Genomic DNA, 18,957 nt, shown 5'->3' on the forward strand with positions numbered 1-18,957 from the left:
GGAGTGGCGGGGGTGTCGGTGGCGCAGCCGGTGGCGAGGGTGCCGAGGAGGGCGGTGCCGGTGCCCGCGGCGGCGAGGGTGGTCGCTCCGGCGCGCAGGATGCGCCGGCGGCCGAGCGGGCGGGGCCGCGGCGCGGGGTCCTTCGCGGAGTCCTTCCCGGAGGCCGTCGCGGAGGCCGTCGCGCAGTCCTTCATGGGCTCCGCCGCGGGGCCCTTCTCGGGCTCCTTCGCGGGGGCCTTCGCGCGCTCCGCCGCGGATTCCCTCTCAGGCGCCGCCGCAGGTCCCCTCGCCTGTTCCGTCGCGTGTCCCCTGGTGGGCCCCGTCGCGTGTTCCCTGGCGGGCCCCGTCGCGCGTTCCGTCACATGCTCCGTCACCCGGCCATTTAATCCGTGAATAAGCAGAATCAGGTCGATTGACCCGATTCAGGGCCTCGCGCGTCCGGCATCCCCGCCCCTCCCCCGGGCCCCCAAGCCTTGCTTATCGCGTGTCACATCCTCCGCTTAACCAGCGTTTACCAGGCAGGTGTCCCATCTCACCAAGGATTCACCTCTAAACTGTCACTGTTTGCCCGACTATGCCCCAATAAGGACTTTTGGATCGCTGACCCCCGTCTGCCATAGTCGGGGACACGACCCCCATTGACCCGGGCTCAGGTCGTCATCAGCTGTCGCGGATACACCCCAAACGTCCGCGGCGCTTCACGAAAGCCCCCTCGCGCCGCACCTCGGCCCGCCGGGGGCTTTCGTGTACGCGGAGCGGATCCGGGAACCCGGAGTCAGCGGTCGGACACCCTCATCTCGAACCACGTCGTCTTGCCGCGCGGCAGCAGGTCCACGCCCCACCGGTCGGAGAGCTTGTCGACGAGGAAGAGGCCGCGGCCGCTCAGGTCCATCTCGTGGACGGGCATCAGGCAGGGCAGCCCGCGCGAGGGGTCGCGCACCTCGACGCGGATCCAACCGCGCCGCCGTTGCATCCGCAGACCGAAGACGCGGGCGCCGGTGTGCCGCACGGCGTTCCCCACGAGTTCGGAGACGAGCAGGACGACGTCCTCGGTGAGCTTCGGAGAGAGCCCCCAGTGGCGCAGGACGACGACTTGCGCGAGCCGGCGCGCGATGGCCGCGGACTCCGGGCGCGACGGCAGCGGAACCTCCGCGTCCGTCGGATTCCCGAACAACTCGAGCGCCTTGAGCGCGTGTTCGTCCTCTACCGCCGGCGACCAGCGCGCCGCGGTCGCACTTCCGTGTCGCCGCGGCCGTTCGTCACCCTCCAGCCCCGCCATGCCCTCCATCATGGCCGCCCAGAGCGCTCTCCGGGGGCGTTCCCCAGGAATGAGCCCCCCGGAACCATCCATTCCGGGGGGCTGGTTTGTCATATGCCAGTGGCAGAAATAAGCCCGAAAAGAGGCTCTGACCTGCGATGACCATCCGCTTACAGGCGATCACCCACCGACGGGAACCGGGTAGCCTTAAGGTTCCTTTAAGTCGGCGACAATCCGCTCCTTCGGGGGACACCAGGACTGACGCCCCTTCAACTGGGCATCCGGAGACGGAAGTTCGCCCGATCCCGAACAAGGCCGAAAAGGGCCCCGGGGAGGACGGCTCAGAGGAACTTCGCCTTGCCCGGACCCTCCTCGACGAAGCTCCGCATGCCCCGCTCGCGGTCCTCGGTGGCGAACAGACCCGCGAACCACGTGCGCTCGATGGCGAGCCCGGTGTCGAGGTCGGTCTGGAGCCCCGCGTCGATCGACTCCTTGGCGGCGCGCAGCGCGATGGCCGGGCCCTGCGCGAGCCGCGCGGCCCACGCGTGCGCCTGCTCGTACACCTCGGCGGCCGGCACGACGCGGTCCACCAGGCCGATGGCGAGCGCCTCGTCGGCCTTGACCTGACGCCCGGTGAAGATGAGGTCCTTGGCCTTGGACGGGCCGATCAGCCGGGACAGGCGCTGGGTGCCGCCCGCGCCGGGGATCAGGCCGAGCAGGATCTCGGGCTGGCCGAGCTTGGCGTTGTCGGCGGCGATGCGGAAGTCCGCGCAGAGCGCCAGCTCGCAACCGCCGCCCAGGGCGTAGCCGTTGACGGCGGCGACGACGGGCTTGGGGATGCGGGCGATCGCGGTGAAGGAGTCCTGGAGGGCCCCGGAGCGCGCGATCATCGCCGCGTGGTCCATCACCTGCATCTCCTTGATGTCCGCGCCGGCCGCGAACACCTTCTCGCCGCCGTGGATCACCACGGCCCGCACGTCGTCGCGGCGGGTGGCCTCGGCGGCCAGTTCCTTGAGGCGGTCCTGGGTGGCGATGTCCAGGGCGTTCATCGGGGGACGGTCGAGTCGGATCGTGCCGACGCCTTCGTCGACTTCGAGGTGTGCAGTCATGACAGGCACGTTAGCGGGGGTTAACGCCGAGGGGCCCGGTGCACTTGGTCACAGTGCGCCGGGCCCCTGCGGGACGGACCGTTCGACGAGCCCGTGGGCACGCCCTCAGCGGGCGGCCGGGGCGGTCAGGCCTTCCACTTCTCCCACGACATGTTCCAGCCGTTGTAGCCGTTCTCCGGCTGGATCTTCTTGTCGGCGGAGTTCTTCACGACGACCAGGTCGCCGATCATCGAGTTCTCGAAGAACCAGCCCGCGGGCGTCTTCTTGCTGTAGCCGCCGCGTACGTCGCTCAGGCCTATGCAGCCGTGGCTGGCGTTGGTGTTGCCGAAGGCGCCGCCCGACCAGTAGTTGCCGTGGATGAACGTGCCGGAGGTGGACAGGCGCATCGCGTGCGGGACGTCCTTGATGTCGTACTCGCCGCCGAAGCCGACGGTGTCGCCGTTCATCCGGGTCACCTTGAGCTTCTCGCTGATGACCATCTCGCCGTTGTACGTCGTGGTGCCGGGGGCGCCCGCCGTGATCGGGATCTTCTTGATCTGCTTGCCGTCGCGGACGACCTTCATCTGGTGCGTCTTGGCGTCGACGGTGGAGACCTGGCTGCGGCCGATGGTGAAGTCCAGGGTCTTGTTCTGCTTGCCGTAGACCCCCGGGCGGCCCTCGACGCCGTCGAGGTTGAGCTTGACGGTGACCTTCGTGCCGGCCTTCCAGTACTCCTCGGGGCGGAAGTCCAGGCGGTCGTTGCCGAACCAGTGGCCCTCGACCGGCACGGACGGCTCGGTCTTGATCTCGATGGCCTTCTCGACGGCCTCCGGGTCGGTGATGCCGCGCGTGAAGTGGACCGAGAACGGCATCCCGACGCCGACCTTCGAACCGTCCTCCGGGTTGAACTGGCCGATGAAGGTGTTCTTCGGGGTCAGCGTCGTGAAGGCGGTGTCCTTGGCGGAGGCGCGGCCCTCGGAGTCCTTGGCCACCGCGTGGACCTTGTACTTCGTGGCGGACGCGAGGTGGTGCGCGGGCGCCCAGCTGGTGCCGCCCGAGGTGATCTTGCCGGGGACGGGGTTTCCCTTGCTGTCCTCGACCTTGACCTCGGACAGCTTGCCCTTGTCGGCGGATATCTTCAGTGCGCCGCTGGTGGCGACCGCGTCCGCGCCGTCCTTGGGGGCTATCGTCACCACCGCCGCCGAGGGGGCGTTCTTGTCGGCCTCGTCCTTGCCGTCGCCGCCCGCGTCCGAGCCGCCTCCCCCGCCGCACGCCGCGACGAACAGGAGCGCCGCCCCCGACGCCACCGCCGCCGCCCTGTTCCTCGCCCCGCCGCGCCCCGCGCGCCGACGCGCGCCAACCGACGTCCCCGGTATCGGTCGCCCGTTCAAGATGTCGTCTCCCCTCGCACGGCCTGGTCCAGGCCCGCACCCCAGTGCACCTGCGCGTTTCGGACACGCGCAAGCGATAGATAACCACACGGCACCGGGCGATGACTCCTCGCCAATGTCACCGTTCAGTCCCAACTGCCCCGGGGGTGCGGGCAGACCATGATCACCTGGTGGTCATCGGCCGATCACCGGGGGATCACCCGCCGATCACCTGGCGATCTCCTGGGGGATCAGCCGTTCTTGACCCAGTCCTTCCATTCCATGTTCCAGCCGCCGAGCCCGTTGTCAGGAGCGACTTTCTTGTCATCGCTGTTGACCACCTCGACGACGTCCCCGATGAGGCTCCGGTCGAAGAACCAGCCCGCGGGAGTCTGTGAGCTGCCGCCCTTCACATCGCGCAGGCCCACGCACCCATGGCTGACATTCGTATTGCCAGGGGCGTCCGGCGACCAGTAGTTGCCGTGCAGGAAGGTGCCGGAGGTCGTCAGGCGCATGGCGTGCGGCACGTCGGGGATGTCGTACTCGCCGCCGAAGCCGACGGTGCGGCTGTTCATGCGCGTCACCTCCAGCATCTCGGTGACCACCATCTTTCCGTTGTACGTGGTGGTCTTGGGGGCGCCGGCGGTGATCGGCACGGTGGAGATCAGCTCCCCGTCGCGGCGCACCTCCATGGTGTGCGCGGCGGCGTCGACCAGGGACTCCTGGTGGCGGCCGACGGTGAACGTGAAGCTCTTGTCCTGCAGGCCGTAGACGCCGGGGGCGGCCTGCACGTCGCGCAGGCGCAGGCCGACGGTGACCTTGGTGCCGGGCTTCCAGTACTTCTCGGGGCGGAAGTCGACGCGGGTCTTGCCGAACCAGTGCGGGCGGATCTCGACGTCCGGGTGCGCGGTGACGTGGATGGCGCGCTGGACGGCCGCGCGGTTCTCGATCTCCCGGTTGAACTCCAGGGAGACGATCATGCCGGTGCCGACCGTGGCGCGGTTCTCCGGCGTCACGTAGCCGATGAAGCGCTCGTCGGGGACGTACGTACGGAAGGTGGTGTGCCGGGCGGAGCGGCGGCCGTGGCCGTCCAGGGCGACGGCGTCGACCTTGTACGTGGCGGCGAGCGCGAGGGGGCCCTCGTCCAGGGGCCGCCAGGACATGCCGTCCTCGTCGATGCGGCCCGGCACCTCGAACTGCTGCGCGTCCTGCGTCCGGACGACCTTCACCGACTCCAGACGGCCGTCGGGGACCTTCACCTGAAGGCGTTCGTCCGCCTTGACGCCCTTGCTGTCGTCGGCGGGCGACACCCGGATCGCGTCCGCGGGCGACCGCGGCTTCCCGAGGAATCCGTCGAGTCCGCCGGCGGAGCATCCCGCCGCCCCGGCCATGAGGCCTGCCCATGTCAGTACGGCGGCCAGCGCGGCCCCTGCGCGCCGTGCGCGCCTCGCAACCTGTCTCACGTGGGTCCCAACGACCGTCCCCCGCTTGGGGAAACGTGAGTGCGAGGCACCCGGTGGGCAGAACACTCAGTGAGGACGACGTGTGGGGAGCCGCGGCCGGGACGCCGTACGCCCTTCTTCGCGCGTCGACCGACGGAGCCGCGGGAGGCTGACAGGTGTCGAGCGCACCCGAGCAAGGGGCAGTGCAGCAGGCGCGGACGAGGGGCCGGAGCGCGTCCGGACGCCTTGTCCCCACGGTGAACGGAACCAGGCGGGCCACGCCCCGCGGGGGGCCGGCGCGGCCGGTGTGGCCGGGGGCGCCGACGCCGCTGGGGGCCCGCTTCCGGGTGGGCCCCGACGGTGTGGCGGGCACCAACTTCGCGCTGTGGGCGGGCGGTGCGGAGGCGGTCGAGCTCTGTCTGTTCGACGCGGAGGGGGTGGAGACGCGCTGTCCGCTGACCGAGCTGACGCATGAGATCTGGCACGGTTTCGTGCCGGGTGTGCGCCCCGGGCAGCGGTACGGATACCGGGTGCACGGCCGCTGGGACCCATGGACGGGCGCCCGGTGGAACCCGGCGAAGCTGCTCCTCGATCCGTACGCGCGTGCGGTGGACGGCGGTCCGGGCAACGACTACGGCCGGCTGCCCGCCGAGGTGTACGGACATGTGCGCGACTGGCCCCAGCAGCAGGTGGCGGACACCGTGCGCGACGACCGGGACTCGGCGCCGTACGTCCCCAAGGGCGTGGTCGTGCACGACGACGCGCCGGACGACGAGTGGAGCGACGACCGGCGCCCCAAGACGCCGTGGGCGGACTCGGTCATCTACGAACTGCACGTGCGCGGCTTCACGAAGCTGCATCCGGGGATCCCTGAGGAACTGCGCGGCACGTACGCGGGCCTGGCCCATCCGGCGGCGGTCGAGCATCTCGTACGGCTCGGGGTGACGGCCGTCGAGCTCTTGCCGGTGCACCAGTTCGCGCACGAGGACCATCTGCTGCGCCGGGGCCTGCGCAACTACTGGGGCTACAACTCGATCGGCTACTTCGCCCCGCACGCGGCGTACGCGGCGTCCGGGACGACGGGCCAGCAGGTGGGCGAGTTCCGGCGGATGGTGCGGGCGCTGCACGAGGCGGGCATCGAGGTGATCCTCGACGTGGTCTACAACCACACCGCGGAAGCGGGCGAGTTGGGCCCGATGCTGTCCCTGAAGGGCATCGACAACCGCGGCTACTACCGGCTCCGGGACAACGACGCGCGGCGGTACGCGGACTACACGGGCTGCGGGAACACACTGCAGGTCGTGCAGCCGCACGTGCTGCGCCTGATCACGGACTCGCTGCGGTACTGGGTGACGGAGATGGGAGTGGACGGCTTCCGCTTCGATCTGGCGGCGGCGCTCGCGCGCTCCTTCCACGACGTCGACATGCTGTCGCCGTTCCTCGCGGTGATCGCGCAGGATCCGGTGCTGCGGCGCGTGAAGCTGATCGCCGAGCCGTGGGACGTGGGGTCGGGGGGGTACCAGGTGGGGGCGTTCCCGCCGCTGTGGACGGAGTGGAACGACCGCTACCGGGGTGCGGTGCGGGACTTCTGGCGGGGCGCGCTGCCGGACGTACGGGATCTGGGGTACCGGCTCTCGGGGTCGAGCGATCTGTACGCGTGGGGCGGGCGCAGGCCGTACGCGTCGGTGAACTTCGTGACGGCGCACGACGGTTTCACGCTGCGGGACCTGGTGAGTTACGAGCGCAAGCACAACGAGGCCAACGGCGAGGGCAACCGGGACGGCTCGGACGACAACCGCTCGTGGAACTGCGGCGCGGAGGGCGAGAGCGACGACGAGGAGGTCACGGCGCTGCGGCGGCGCCAGCTGCGCAACCTGGTGACGACGCTGCTGCTGTCCACCGGGGTGCCGATGCTGGTCGCGGGCGACGAGATGGGGCGCACGCAGCGCGGTTCCAACAACGCGTACTGCCAGGACAACGAGATCAGCTGGGTCGACTGGGGTCTCAGGGACGAGCCGGGGTGGCGGGAGCTGTTCGCGCTCACGGCCCGCCTGATCGAGCTGAGGCACCGTCATCCGGTGCTCCGGCGTCGGGCGTTCTTCTCGGGCCGGGCGCACTCGGCGGACGGGCTGCGGGATCTGGCGTGGTTCACGCCGCGCGGCACGGAGATGACGGAGCCGGACTGGTACGCGCCCGCGGCGACGCTCGGCATGTATCTGTCGGGGCGCGACATCCCGGGCCGGGACGCGCGGGGCGCGCAGATCGTCGACGACAGCTTCCTCGCGGTCCTGCACGCGGCGGACCGCCCGGTGGACTTCGTGCTGCCGGGCCCGCCGTGGGCCGACGCGTACGAGGTCGTCGTGGACACGGCCCTGGAGGACCAGGCGACGCCACCGCCCACCGTGCACCGGGCCGGGGGCGCGGTGACGGTGGGGGCGCGGTCCGTGCTGCTGCTGCGGGTGGCCGACGGCTGACGGGGGCGCCGATCGCCTCAGGTCCGGACCTGACTCTTGCCCCGGACCTGGGGGCGCCCCAAGCTCACCTTATGGACCTGGAGTTGCGGCACCTGAAGACGATCCGGGCGATCGCCGAGGCGGGCAGCCTGACCAAGGCCGCCACGGCGCTCGGGCTCGCCCAGCCCGCGCTGAGCGCGCAGTTGAAGCGGATCGAGCGTGCCCTGGGAGGGGAGCTCTTCGAGCGGGGGCGGCACGGGGTGCGGGCCACCGCGCTCGGGGAGTTCGTGCTGGCGCGGGCCCGCGTCGTGCTGCCCGCGGTCAGCGGGCTGAAGGAGGAGGCGCAGCGGTTCGCGCAGGCGTGGGAGGGCGGGGCCGGGTTCCGGCTCGGCGGCATCCACGGGCCGCTGCTCGGCGCCCTGGTGGACCGGCTGGCCGCCGCGCACCCGGGGGTGCCGGTGACCACGCACACCTCGTGGTCGGAGCGGGAGATCGCGGCGCGCACGGCGGACGGGCGCCTGGACTTCGCGCTGGTCGGCACGTGCGGGGCGAGCCGGCCGCCGGAGAACGAGCTCCTGGTGTGGCGCGAGGTGGCCCGTGACCCGGTCTTCGTCATGCTGCCCGACGGTCATCCGCTGGCGGGCCACCAGGAGATCGACCTGGCGCTGCTCGCGGGCGAGGCGTGGACGGACGTGCCGGGCGACGGCTGCTTCGCGGACTGCTTCAGCGCGGCGTGCGCCCGCGCCGGGTTCACGCCGACGCGCGTGTACGAGACGGATGTCGCCTCGTGCGTGCATCTGGTGCAGGTGGGGCGGGCGGTGGGGCTGTGCCGGGCGACGTTCCCGCCGACGCCGGGACTGGTGACCCGGCCGCTCACGGGGGCGCCGCTGTACTGGCGGCATCTGCTGGGCTGGCATCCGGCGGCCCCCGCGCACGACACGGCGGCGACGGTGTTCGCCCAGGCGCGCGCCGCGCACGCGGAGGCCGCGGCCCGCAGCGAGAGCTACACGGCCTGGCTCGCCGAACCGTCGCCGCCGCAGTCCTGACACGTGTCGGCGGCGGGCGCACCGGAATGCGCCGGTCCGGCTTCCATAACGCCGTGTACCGGGGTCGACTGACAGCTTCTGAGGGGCAGTTGAGGCTTCTACGGTGTGGGCGATCCCCGCTCGTCCCTGGTACACCGAGGAGACCTCGCATGCTCCCCACCCACCACAGACGCGTCACCGCGGCGTGTGCCGCGTTCGCCGCGGCCGGTGCGCTGGTCCTCGCCGGTCTGTCCGGCACCGCGTCGGCACAGACCGACCCCTCCGCCTCCCCGTCCCTCTCCCCCGCCGAGAGCGCCGCCGTCTCCAAGACCTCTCCCGGAGTCTTGCAGGCCATGCAGCGCGACCTCGGCCTCACGTCGGCGCAGGCCAAGGCCCGTCTGGTCAACGAGGCCGAGGCCGGCGCCGTCGCGGGCTCGCTGCACCAGGCGCTCGGCGGCACGTTCGCCGGCGCCTGGGTGCACGGCACCACCTCCGACCGGCTCACCGTGGCCACCACCGACGCCTCCGAGGTCCCCGCGATCGAGGCGCGGGGCGCCCGGGCGAAGGTCGTGCGCCACACCACCGGCCAGCTGGACGCCGCGAAGGCGAAGCTGGACCGGGCGGCCGAGGGGACGGCGACGCGGGACGCGCCCGTCTGGTACGTCGACGTGCGCTCCAACGCGGTCGTGGTGCGGGCCGTCGAGGCCTCCGCCGCCGACCGTCTCGTCGCGGCGGCGGGCGTGGACTCCTCCCTCGTCCGCGTGGCGAAGGCCAAGGAACGGCCGCGCCCCTTCTACGACCTCGTGGGCGGCGAGGCGTACTACATGGGCGGCGGCCGCTGCTCGATCGGCTTCCCCGTCACCAAGGGCACCCAGCAGGGCTTCGCGACGGCGGGCCACTGCGGGCGCGCGGGCACCGCGACGAGCGGCTACAACCAGGTGGCCCAGGGCACGTTCCAGGCTTCCGTCTTCCCTGGCAGGGACATGGCCTGGGTCGCCACCAACTCCCAGTGGACCGCCACCCCGTACGTGAAGGGCCAGGGCGGCCAGCGGATCGGCGTCGGGGGCTCCACGCAGTCCCCGGTGGGTGCGTCGATCTGCCGGTCCGGCTCCACTACGGGGTGGCACTGCGGGACGATCTCGCAGCACAACACCAGCGTCACCTACCCCGAGGGCACCATCAGCGGCGTGACCAGGACGACGGTCTGCGCCGAGCCGGGCGACTCGGGCGGCTCCTACATCTCCGGGAGCCAGGCGCAGGGGGTCACCTCGGGCGGCTCGGGCAACTGCTCCAGCGGCGGCGAGACCTTCCACCAGCCGATCAATCCGCTGCTCCAGCAGTACGGCCTGACGCTGAAGACGACGGGGGGCGGCGGCGACCCGGACCCCGGTGAGCCGGGCGGCACCTGGTCCGCGGGCACGGTGTACGCGGCGGGCGACACGGTCACCTATGGCGGCTCGACCTACCGCTGCCTGCAGCCGCACCAGGCGCAGCCGGGCTGGGAGCCGCCGAACACGCCGGCGCTCTGGCAGCAGGCGTAGCCGGTCAGCCGAGGATGCCGCGGCCGTACGCCGTCGCGACGGCCGCGGCACGGTCGTTGACGCCCAGCTTGCCGTAGATGTGGGTGAGATGGGTCTTGACCGTGGCCTCGCTGATGAAGAGTTCGGCGGCGATCGCACGGTTCGACGTGCCCTTGGCGACGAGCGCGAGCACTTCCCTTTCCCGGGTGCTCAGCGGCTCGTTGCCGGGGGCGCGCACGCGTGAGACGAGGCGGGAGGCGACGGCGGGCGAGAGGACGGTGCGGCCCTCGGCGGCGGCGCGCACCGCGGTGAACAGCTCGTCGCGCGGGGCGTCCTTGAGGAGATAGCCGGTGGCGCCCGCCTCGATGGCGGGCAGCGTGTCGGAGTCCGTGTCGTACGTGGTGAGGACCAGGACGCGGGCGCGGGCCCCGCGGCGGGTGAGCTCGGCGATCGCGTCGACGCCGCCACCGCCGGGCATGCGCAGGTCCATCAGGACGACGTCGGGGTCGAGTTCGGCGGCCAGCGCGACCGCCTCGACGCCGTTCGACGCCTCGCCGAGCACCCGGAAGCCGGGGTCGGACTGGAACATGCCGCGCAGGCCGTCGCGGACGACGGGGTGGTCGTCCACGACGATGAGGGTGATCGCTTCAGGGCTCATGGCGCACCAACGGTACGCGAGCAGACACCGCGGTCCCGCCGCCCGGTTCCGACTCCACGGTGAGGGAGCCCGCGATGCGCTCGGCGCGGGCGCGCATGCCGCCCAGGCCGAAGCCGCCGGTGCCGGAGCGGGCGGGCAGGGCGTGCGGTGCGAAGCCGCGGCCGTCGTCGCGCACGTCCAGGGTGACCTCGTCGCCCATGAAGGACAGGGTGACGCCGAGGCGGGTGGCGTCCGCGTGCCGTGCGGTGTTGGACAGGGCCTCCTGGACGATGCGCAGGAGGGTCGCGGCGATCTCGTCGTGGAGGGGCTCGGCGGTGCCGGTGAGCGTGAAGTCGGCGCGGACTCCGGTGCGTTCGGCCCAGGCGGCGACGGTCTTCTTCAGCGCGCCGGGGAGCGTGTCGTGCTCCAGGTCCGTCGGGGCGAGGTTGTGCACGGAGCGGCGGGCCTCGCCCAGGCTGTGCCGGGCGAGCGCCGCGGCGCGGCCGAGGTGTTCGTCGGCCAGCTCCCGGTCCTCGGTGCCCGCGACGACCTGGAGCTGGGCGATGATCCCGGTCAGGCCCTGGGCGATGGTGTCGTGGATCTCGGCGGCGAGGCGGCGGCGCTCGTCGGCGACGCCGGCCTCCCGCGCCTGGACGAGGAGCTGGGAGTGCAGCGCGGCGTTCTCGTCGAGGGCCTCCTGGAGCGCGGTGTTGGTGCGCTCCAGTTCGGCGATGGTGAGCGCCTGGGCGCGGGCGCGCTCGTCCTCCTGGGCGGCGAGGTGCGCGAAGACGCTGAGCAGGGCGACGTTCACGGCGATCAGTCCGCCGAAGACGCTCCAGCCGAGCTGGCCGTCGGGCGGCAGGCCGCCGGACTGGGAGCCCGACATGGTGATCGCGGTGGCGAACAGGGCGGGCTTGACCAGGCGCGGGGGCACCAGCCGCTCGGCGCCGAAGTAGCCGACGACGGCGTAGAACGCGAAGAACGGGTTGATCCAGGTGAGGACGAAGGCGATCGCCCAGCGCAGGACGTAGTAGAGGGTGCCCGCGGCCGAGGGGTCGGGCCGGGCGGGGGCGAGGGCGCCCCACCACAGCTGGAGGACCACGGCCGCGGCGATCAGGGTCCAGGACAGGACCCAGGCCCCGCGGTCCATGCCGACGACGTCGCCGGTGGCGATGCCCATGACGACGCTGAAGCCGAGGAGGGCGTAGGGGCCCCAGCGGTGGAAGACGGTCCAGCGCCGCTCGATGGCGGCGACGGCGTCGATCGCACTCATGTTCACCGTCCCAGTGTCGGCCATGGGCCGCCGCGCCCGCCGCTCACTCCCACCGGAACCAGCGCGCGGCCCCGGCCGACAGGAGCACGGTCCACGCCACGAGCACGCCCAGGTGCGTCCAGCCGGGCCAGTCGCCGGCCGCCGCGTCGCCCAGGGCCTGCGCGGCGGCGCCGAGCGGGGTGACCTCCACGACGCGGGCGAGCGCGTCGGGCATCGCCTGCACGGGCAGCCAGACGCCCGCGCTGAACATCGACGGGAAGAAGACGGCGGAGCCGATGGCGGTCGCGGCCTTCGTGGTGGGCGCGAGCGCGGAGACCAGGGCACCGAGGGCGAGCCCGCACAGGATGGCGAGGACCAGCGCGAGGACGTAGCCGAAGGCCTGGCGCGGCAGGGCCACGTCGAAGGCGAGGCGGCCCACGGCCAGGGAGAGCAGGGAGGACACGAGGGCGGCCACGCCGTGCAGGCCCATCTGCGCGCCGAGCACGGCGGAGGGCCGCACCGGCGTGGTGGACATGCGGCGCAGGATGCCGCGCTCGCGGTAGCCGGTGATGAGCGGCGGCATGGCCTGCAGGCCCGCCATGATCAGGGAGAGGAGCACCGTCACGGGGACGTACACGTCGACCAGGCGCAGCCCGCCCAGCGAGGGGTCGCTGTCGCGGAAGGAGGGGATGGAGCCGAGGATCGTCAGGAGCAGGGCGGGAAACGCCATGATCCAGAAGAGGGCGCCGGGTTCCCTGCGGAAGAGGCGGAACTCCGCCTTCAGGACGGCGGAGGAGGCCTTGGTCCGCGCGGGGGCGTGCGGTGCGGTGACGGCGGTGGTCATGCCGTGGCTCCCGTCAGGTCGAGGAACGCGTCGTCCAACGTGGCGTCGGCGACCCGGAGTTGGTGGGCGGTGATGTGGTGCCGGGCGAGCAGGGTGATGGCGGCGTCGACGGTCTCGTCGGTGCCGTTGAGGGTGTAGCGGCCGTCGCGCTGCTGCACGGAGGTGACGGCGGGCAGCGCGGCGAGCGCGCTCTCGTCCAGCGGGGCGGACGGCGTGAAGGACATGACGGTGGAGTTCGCGGCCCGGCTGATCAGGCCCGCGGGTGAGTCGAGGGCGGCGACCCGGCCCTTGTCGATGACCGCGATGCGGTCGCACAGCCGCTGGGCCTCCTCCATGAAGTGGGTGACCAGCAGGACGGTGACGCCCCGGTCGCGGACGTCCTCGATGAGCTCCCAGGTGTCACGGCGGGCGCGCGGGTCCAGGCCGGTGGTCAGCTCGTCGAGGACGACGACCTTCGGGTTGCCGACCAGGCCGAGCGCGATGAACAGGCGCTGCTTCTGGCCGCCGGAGAGCTTGCCGAAGCGGCTGTCGAGCTTGTCGGTCAGGCGCAGCCGCTCGGCGAGCTCCCGCCAGTCGGCGGGATCCGGGTAGAACGCGGCGTACAGCTCCAGGGCCTCGCGGACCGTCAGCTTGGCGGGGAGTTCGCTCTCCTGGAGCTGCGCGCCGAGGATGCGGGTGAGGCGGTCGTGGTCGGCGACGGGGTCGAGACCGGCGACGCGGACGCGGCCGGCGTCGGGGACGCGCAGGCCCTCCACGCATTCGACGGTGGTGGTCTTGCCGGCGCCGTTGGGCCCGAGGATGCCGAAGATCTCGCCCTCCTCGACGCCGAAGGAGACGCCGTCGACGACGGTGCGGCCGGCGTAGGCCTTCTGGATGTCGTGCACTTCGATCAGTGGCATGTGTCGAGAATCCCCGGCGGGCGGGGGTGCGGACATCGTCCGTCGCGCTCGAAGGCGCATCAGCCGATCGGTTGATGGCGGGGTACGACCGGGCGCCGTGGAGGGGCGGACAGGGCCGGTGGGGGGCGTCTCCCTGCCTGGTGGAGAGGCAGGTCCCCGCCCGGCGACGGGCCGTGTTCCCGTCCGGCGGGCGCTTTCGCGGAGCGGAAAACTCGGTGGGCTCCGTCAGTGGCAATCCGTAGGCTCGCCCCTGATGCCGAAATCAGATGCACCTACCAAGGATCGGTCCACCGTCCGGACGCTGCTGAGGCTCTGGCCCTACGTACGTCCGGTCCGAACACGCCTGATCACCGCGGCACTTGTCGCGATCGTCGCCTCCTGTACGGGGCTCGTCTTCCCCCTCGTACTGAAGTGGATGGTGGACGGCCCGGTGGCCGACCGCGACACGAAGGGGGTGTGGCTCGGGGCGCTCCTGCTGCTTCTGCTCGGTTTCGCGGAGGCGCTGCTCTTCGGGCTGCGGCGCTGGCTGGTGGCGCGGCCCCTGGCGAGCGTCGAGGCGTCGATGCGGGCGGACCTCTTCCGGCATCTGCAGCGGCTCCCGGTGGCCTTCCACGACCGGTGGGCCTCGGGGCAGTTGCTCTCGCGCGGCACGACGGACCTGATGCTGCTGCGCATGTTCCTCGCCTTCCCGCTGACGTTCCTGCTGGTCAACGGCGCGACGATCGTGGTCGGCGTGATCATCCTGCTCGGCCAGGACTTCACGCTGGGGCTGGTGCTGCTCGCGCCCGTGGCGCCGATGGTGATCGCCCTCGCGTACTACGAGGGCCGGTTCACCTCGGTGGCGCGGCGGGCGCAGGACCAGGTCGGCGATCTGACGACGGTGGTCGAGGAGAGCGTGCTCGGCATCCGCATCATCAAGGGCTTCGGGCGCCACCGCAGCCAGGCGCGGGCCTTCCGCGAGCTGACGCACACGCTGCGCGGCACCGAGCTGGCCAAGGCGCGGATCCTCGCCGCGATCAACGCCGTGATCATGGTGCTGCCGGAGGCCGCGATCGGGGCGGCGCTGGTGCTCGGCACGGTGCGGGTCGCCGACGGCGGCCTGTCGGCGGGCACGCTGGTCGCCTTCCTGTCGACGGCGCTCGCGCTGCGCTGGCCGGTGGAGTCGATCGGCTTCCTGCTGGCGATGTGCCAGGAGTCGGCGACGGCGACGGAGCGGTACTTCGAGGTGATGGACGCGGAGCCGGAGGATCCGGCGGAGGCCGGCGCGGAAGGGAAGAGGACGGCGGCCTCGGGGACGAAGACGGCGGAGACGAGGACCTCGAAGACGGAAGCCTCGCAGACGGAGGCCTCGGGAGCGGAGGTCCAGGCGGTCGTCGCCGCGCCCCGGGCCTCCGGGGCGGAGACACGCCCCGCCGAGGACCCCGGACTCCGCTTCCACGACGTGCGGTTCAGGTATCCCGACGCCTCGCCCGGCACTCCCCCCGTCCTCGACCACATCGACCTCCACATCCGCTCCGGCGAGACGATGGCGCTGGTCGGCGCGACGGGCAGCGGCAAGACGACGCTCACCGCCCTCGTCCCGCGGCTGCACGAGATCACCGAAGGCCGCATCACGCTGGACGGCGAGGACATCACGGCGATGGACCGCGAGCGGCTGCGCACGCTGGTGGCCGTCGCCTTCGAGGAGCCCACCCTCTTCTCCGCCACGGTCGGTGAGAACGTCCTGATGGGCGCCGAGGAGAGCACCGGTGACGCCGGCGACGCCGCCCTCGGCCGCGCCCTCGACGTCGCGCAGGCCGGCTTCGCGCACGGCCTGCCGCAGGGCACCGACACCCAGGTCGGCGAGCAGGGCCTGAGCCTGTCCGGCGGCCAGCGCCAGCGCCTGGCCCTGGCCCGCGCGGTGGTGGGCCGCCCCCGCTTCCTGGTCCTCGACGACCCGCTCTCCGCGCTCGACGTGCACACGGAGGCACTGGTGGAGGCGGCGCTGCGGCGGGTCCTCGCGGACACCACGGCGCTGATCGTGGCGCACCGGCCCTCCACGGTCCTGCTCGCGGACCGCGTGGCCCTGCTGTCCGGCGGCCGCGTCGCCGCCGTCGGCACCCACCACGAACTCCTGCGGGAGAACGCGGAGTACGCCTGGCTGATGTCCGGCGCCGGGACCGACGACCCGGACGCCCGGACGGAACACCCCGCACCCCACCGCCCGGCCACCGGGACCGCCGCCCACGCCGCCGAGGAGGCTGCCCGATGACCACCTCGTCGACGTCCACGCCGTGGACCGCGAAGAAGCCGGGGCGCGAGGAGGAGGCGGACGGCGGCGGCACCGGTGACCTGCCGAAGAACCCCGCCGCCGCCGACGACCCCTTCGACAAGGACGAGTTGCCCGCGCCGCCCGGCGCGACCCTCGCCCTGCTGCGCTCGCTGCTCTCGCCGCTGCGCCGCCGCGTGGCCCTGGCGACCGTGCTGCTCCTCGTGCAGCAGGCCGTCGTGCAGGCGGGGCCGCTGCTCGTCGCGTACGCCATCGACCGGGGCGTGCCCGCCGTGCGCGCCGACGACTACGGCCCGCTGATCGCCGTCGCCGTCGGCTATCTGCTCTGCGCGGCCGCCGCGGGCGGGCTGCAGTACGCCTTCATCGTCGCCTCCGCGCGCGTCAACCAGGACGCGCTGCTCGATCTGCGCGGCCGCATCTTCCGGCACGCGCAGGCGCTCAGCGTCGACTTCCACGAGCGGTACACCTCGGGCCGGATCATCTCCCGCTCCACCACGGACGTGGAGTCGCTGCGCGAACTGCTCAGCGAGGGCCTCCAGGAGCTGATCACGGTCCTGCTGTCCTTCGTCTACATCTCGGTGATGCTGCTCTGGCTGGACCTCGGGCTCGGCGCGGTCGCGGTGGCGTCCTTCGTGCCGCTCTACGTTCTCGTACGCGTCTACCAGCGGCGCGCGGGCGCGATGTACCGCGGCCGCTCGACCGCGATCGCCGCCGTCATCGTGAAGTTCGCGGAGACGATGAACGGCATCCGGCCGGTGCGGGCCTTCCGCAGGGAGCGCGCCAACGACGCGGAGTTCGCCGTGCTCAACCGCCGGCACGAGCGGACCAACGGCGACGCGATGCTGGAGATGGCCCGCTATGTGGTCGGCTCGCGGCTCGTCGCCAACACCGCCGTCGCGGGCATCGTGCTGTGGGGCGCCCACCGCGTCGCCGACGGCACGCTCGCGCTCGGCGTGCTCGCCGCCGCCGTGCTGTATCTGCGGCGGCTGTACGACCCGATCGACCGGCTCGGCATGTTCCTCAACTCCTACCAGTCGGCGGCCGCTTCCCTGGAGAAGATCGCGGGGCTGCTCGCCCAGACCCCGTCCGTGCCCGAGCCCGCAGCGGCCCTCACGCGCCCGCTGCCCGCGCGGGCGTCCGAACTCCCGGGCCGCGAGGTCCGCTTCGACGGCGTGCGGTTCGCCTACCGCACGGGCGGCGAGGTGCTCCCCCGCTTCGACCTGGCGCTGCCCGCCGGGCAGACCGTCGCCGTGGTCGGCTCCACCGGCGCCGGCAAGTCCACGCTCGCCAAGCTGCTCGCCCGCTTCTACGACCCCACCGAGGGCCGTGTCCTCCTGGACGGCGTCGACCTGCGCGAGCTGTCGGGCACCGAGCTGCGGCGCGGCGTCGTCATGGTGACGCAGGAGGCGTTCCTGTTCTCCGGCACCGTCGCGGAGAACATCGCCATCGGCCGGCCCGACGCCACCCGCGAGGAGGTCGAGCGCGCCGCCAGGGCGATCGGTGCCCATGACTTCATCGCCTCGCTCCCCGACGGGTACGACACCGACGTGCGCAAGCGCGGTGGCCGGATCTCGGCGGGCCAGCGGCAGTTGGTGGCGTTCGCGCGGGCGCTGCTCGCCGACCCCGCGGTGCTGATCCTCGACGAGGCGACCAGTTCGCTGGACATCCCCGGCGAACGGGCGGTGCAGCGCGCCATGGACACGGTGCTGCGCGGCCGTACGGCCGTGGTGATCGCCCACCGGCTCTCCACGGTGGAGATCGCCGACCGGGTGCTCGTCATGGAGCACGGCCGGATCGTGGAGGACGGAAGCCCCGGCGAACTGATCGCGGGCGAGGGGTCGTTCGCCGATCTCCACCGCGCCTGGCGGGACAGCGTGGTGGGCTGATGGACGGGACGACGTGCGGGGGCGGTGGGCTGATGGACGGGCCGACGTGTGCGTGTGGTGAGCTGGTCCCATGACCGACTTCGTCGTTGCCGAGCTGTATCAGGGCTATCCGGGCGTCGCCTTCGGCGGGTACGTCGCCGGCATGCTCGCCGGACACGCCACCGCGCCGACGGTACGCGTGGACTTCCGTGCCAGGACGCCGGTGGGCGAGGACCTGCGCCTCGTCGGCGAACCGGACGGCGGGGCGCGCCTGACCGACCGTGCGGGCACGGATCTGGCCACCGCGACGCCCGCGCCGGACGCGGCCCTGACCGCGCCGGACGCCCCCACCTGGGACGAGGCGGCGGCCGCTGCGGAGGCCTACCTCGCCGCGCCGTCGCTGCTCGCCGAGGAGGACGTGGACTGCTTCGGCTGCGGGAAGCGGGCGCCGGGCAGCGGACTGCTCCAGCACTGCATGCCGGTGCCGGGGCGGGACCTGGTCGCCACGGCCTGGGTGCCGCACGCCTCCTTCGCCGGCACCGACGGCGTGTTCCGGCCGGACCTGGTCTGGGCCGCCCTGGACTGCCCGACCGCCGCGGCCGGGATCCTCCTGGGCGGCCTGCGCAAGGGCGCGGTGACGGCGGCCCTGACGGGCCGGGTGCTGCGCCCGGTGACGGCGGGCGAGCCCCACATCACGTACGCCTGGCTGCTCCACGAGTCGGGCCGCAAGCACACGATGGGAGTGGCGGTGGCCACCGCGAAGGGCGAGGTGTGCGCGCTGGGCGAGGCGCTGTGGATCGACCCGAGGCAAGCCCAGAACGCCCCCTCCGGGGACGGCGGGAACAGCCCCTCCGGCGCGTGAGGAGCGGGGTCCGGGGCGGCGCCCCGTGACATCGGCGCACGACGGCAGCCCCGGGCGGGCGCCACCCGCGGACCACCCCACCCGCCGAGCGAACGGCGGATTACGGCCACGCGCGGCGACGCGACGAGCCCCACCGCACCCCACCGCCCGGGGCCTGTCTCTTATACACACCC

General features: G+C 72.6%; 14 protein-coding genes and 1 pseudogene. 6 read left to right on the forward strand and 9 right to left on the reverse strand.

What is annotated here, in order from left to right; translation table 11 throughout:
* The 5 genes and pseudogenes from AOK22_RS41370 to AOK22_RS09005 all read right to left on the reverse strand — a co-directional run.
* Positions 1-194 (reverse strand): annotated as a pseudogene (locus AOK22_RS41370) (hypothetical protein); the annotation flags it as partial.
* 581 nt (positions 195-775) lie between these two features.
* On the reverse strand, positions 776-1,279 hold the full coding sequence (locus AOK22_RS08990; protein WP_055698084.1) for an ATP-binding protein: 504 nt from the start codon (positions 1,277-1,279) through the stop codon (positions 776-778).
* Between the two features lie 320 nt (positions 1,280-1,599).
* Complete coding sequence (locus AOK22_RS08995; protein WP_055698075.1) at positions 1,600-2,367, reverse strand: enoyl-CoA hydratase/isomerase family protein; 768 nt, start codon at positions 2,365-2,367, stop codon at positions 1,600-1,602.
* Positions 2,368-2,492: 125 nt separating this feature from the next.
* Positions 2,493-3,737: a L,D-transpeptidase gene (locus tag AOK22_RS09000; RefSeq protein WP_079036447.1), complete on the reverse strand. Its 1,245-nt coding sequence runs from the start codon at positions 3,735-3,737 to the stop codon at positions 2,493-2,495.
* Positions 3,738-3,967: 230 nt separating this feature from the next.
* Positions 3,968-5,107, reverse strand: a complete 1,140-nt coding sequence (locus tag AOK22_RS09005; RefSeq protein WP_079036448.1) for a L,D-transpeptidase — start codon at positions 5,105-5,107, stop codon at positions 3,968-3,970.
* A gap of 227 nt (positions 5,108-5,334) precedes the next feature.
* Between AOK22_RS09005 and glgX the strand changes: the two genes are divergently transcribed.
* The 3 genes from glgX to AOK22_RS09020 all read left to right on the forward strand — a co-directional run bounded on the left by glgX (position 5,335) and on the right by AOK22_RS09020 (position 10,177).
* On the forward strand, positions 5,335-7,632 hold the full coding sequence (glgX, locus tag AOK22_RS09010; protein WP_055698077.1) for a glycogen debranching protein GlgX: 2,298 nt from the start codon (positions 5,335-5,337) through the stop codon (positions 7,630-7,632).
* A 71-nt stretch (positions 7,633-7,703) separates the two neighbouring features.
* Positions 7,704-8,657 carry a LysR family transcriptional regulator gene (locus AOK22_RS09015; protein WP_055698078.1) on the forward strand — a complete coding sequence of 318 codons (954 nt, stop codon included), beginning with the start codon at positions 7,704-7,706 and terminating at the stop codon, positions 8,655-8,657.
* A gap of 149 nt (positions 8,658-8,806) precedes the next feature.
* On the forward strand, positions 8,807-10,177 hold the full coding sequence (locus AOK22_RS09020) for a carbohydrate-binding protein (protein WP_055698079.1): 1,371 nt from the start codon (positions 8,807-8,809) through the stop codon (positions 10,175-10,177).
* Positions 10,178-10,181: 4 nt separating this feature from the next.
* Here AOK22_RS09020 and AOK22_RS09025 read toward each other — a convergent pair whose 3' ends face one another.
* From AOK22_RS09025 to AOK22_RS09040, 4 genes are read right to left on the reverse strand one after another with little or no spacing between them, the layout of a single operon-like run.
* On the reverse strand, positions 10,182-10,814 hold the full coding sequence (locus tag AOK22_RS09025) for a response regulator (RefSeq protein WP_055698080.1): 633 nt from the start codon (positions 10,812-10,814) through the stop codon (positions 10,182-10,184).
* The gene (locus AOK22_RS09030; RefSeq protein WP_055698086.1) at positions 10,804-12,066 is read right to left on the reverse strand and encodes a sensor histidine kinase; all 1,263 of its coding nucleotides are present in this window, start codon (positions 12,064-12,066) and stop codon (positions 10,804-10,806) included. Before AOK22_RS09030 ends, AOK22_RS09025 begins: the two co-directional genes overlap by 11 nt.
* Positions 12,067-12,109: 43 nt before the next feature.
* Positions 12,110-12,889: an ABC transporter permease gene (locus AOK22_RS09035; protein WP_055698081.1), complete on the reverse strand. Its 780-nt coding sequence runs from the start codon at positions 12,887-12,889 to the stop codon at positions 12,110-12,112.
* Positions 12,886-13,788, reverse strand: a complete 903-nt coding sequence (locus AOK22_RS09040) for an ABC transporter ATP-binding protein (RefSeq protein ID WP_055698082.1) — start codon at positions 13,786-13,788, stop codon at positions 12,886-12,888. The genes AOK22_RS09035 and AOK22_RS09040 overlap by 4 nt, the downstream gene beginning before the upstream one ends.
* A gap of 253 nt (positions 13,789-14,041) precedes the next feature.
* On the opposite strand from AOK22_RS09040, the gene AOK22_RS09045 reads away from it, so the two are divergent.
* The 3 genes from AOK22_RS09045 to AOK22_RS09055 all read left to right on the forward strand — a co-directional run bounded on the left by AOK22_RS09045 (position 14,042) and on the right by AOK22_RS09055 (position 18,784).
* Positions 14,042-16,039, forward strand: a complete 1,998-nt coding sequence (locus AOK22_RS09045) for an ABC transporter ATP-binding protein (protein WP_079036449.1) — start codon at positions 14,042-14,044, stop codon at positions 16,037-16,039.
* Positions 16,036-17,943 carry an ABC transporter ATP-binding protein gene (locus AOK22_RS09050; protein ID WP_079036450.1) on the forward strand — a complete coding sequence of 636 codons (1,908 nt, stop codon included), beginning with the start codon at positions 16,036-16,038 and terminating at the stop codon, positions 17,941-17,943. The genes AOK22_RS09045 and AOK22_RS09050 overlap by 4 nt, the downstream gene beginning before the upstream one ends.
* A 70-nt stretch (positions 17,944-18,013) precedes the next feature.
* On the forward strand, positions 18,014-18,784 hold the full coding sequence (locus AOK22_RS09055; protein ID WP_055698083.1) for a PaaI family thioesterase: 771 nt from the start codon (positions 18,014-18,016) through the stop codon (positions 18,782-18,784).
* Positions 18,785-18,957 lie beyond the last annotated feature (173 nt).

Source organism: Streptomyces silaceus, assembly GCF_001419745.1.
Taxonomy (GTDB): Bacteria; Actinomycetota; Actinomycetes; order Streptomycetales; family Streptomycetaceae; genus Streptomyces; species Streptomyces silaceus.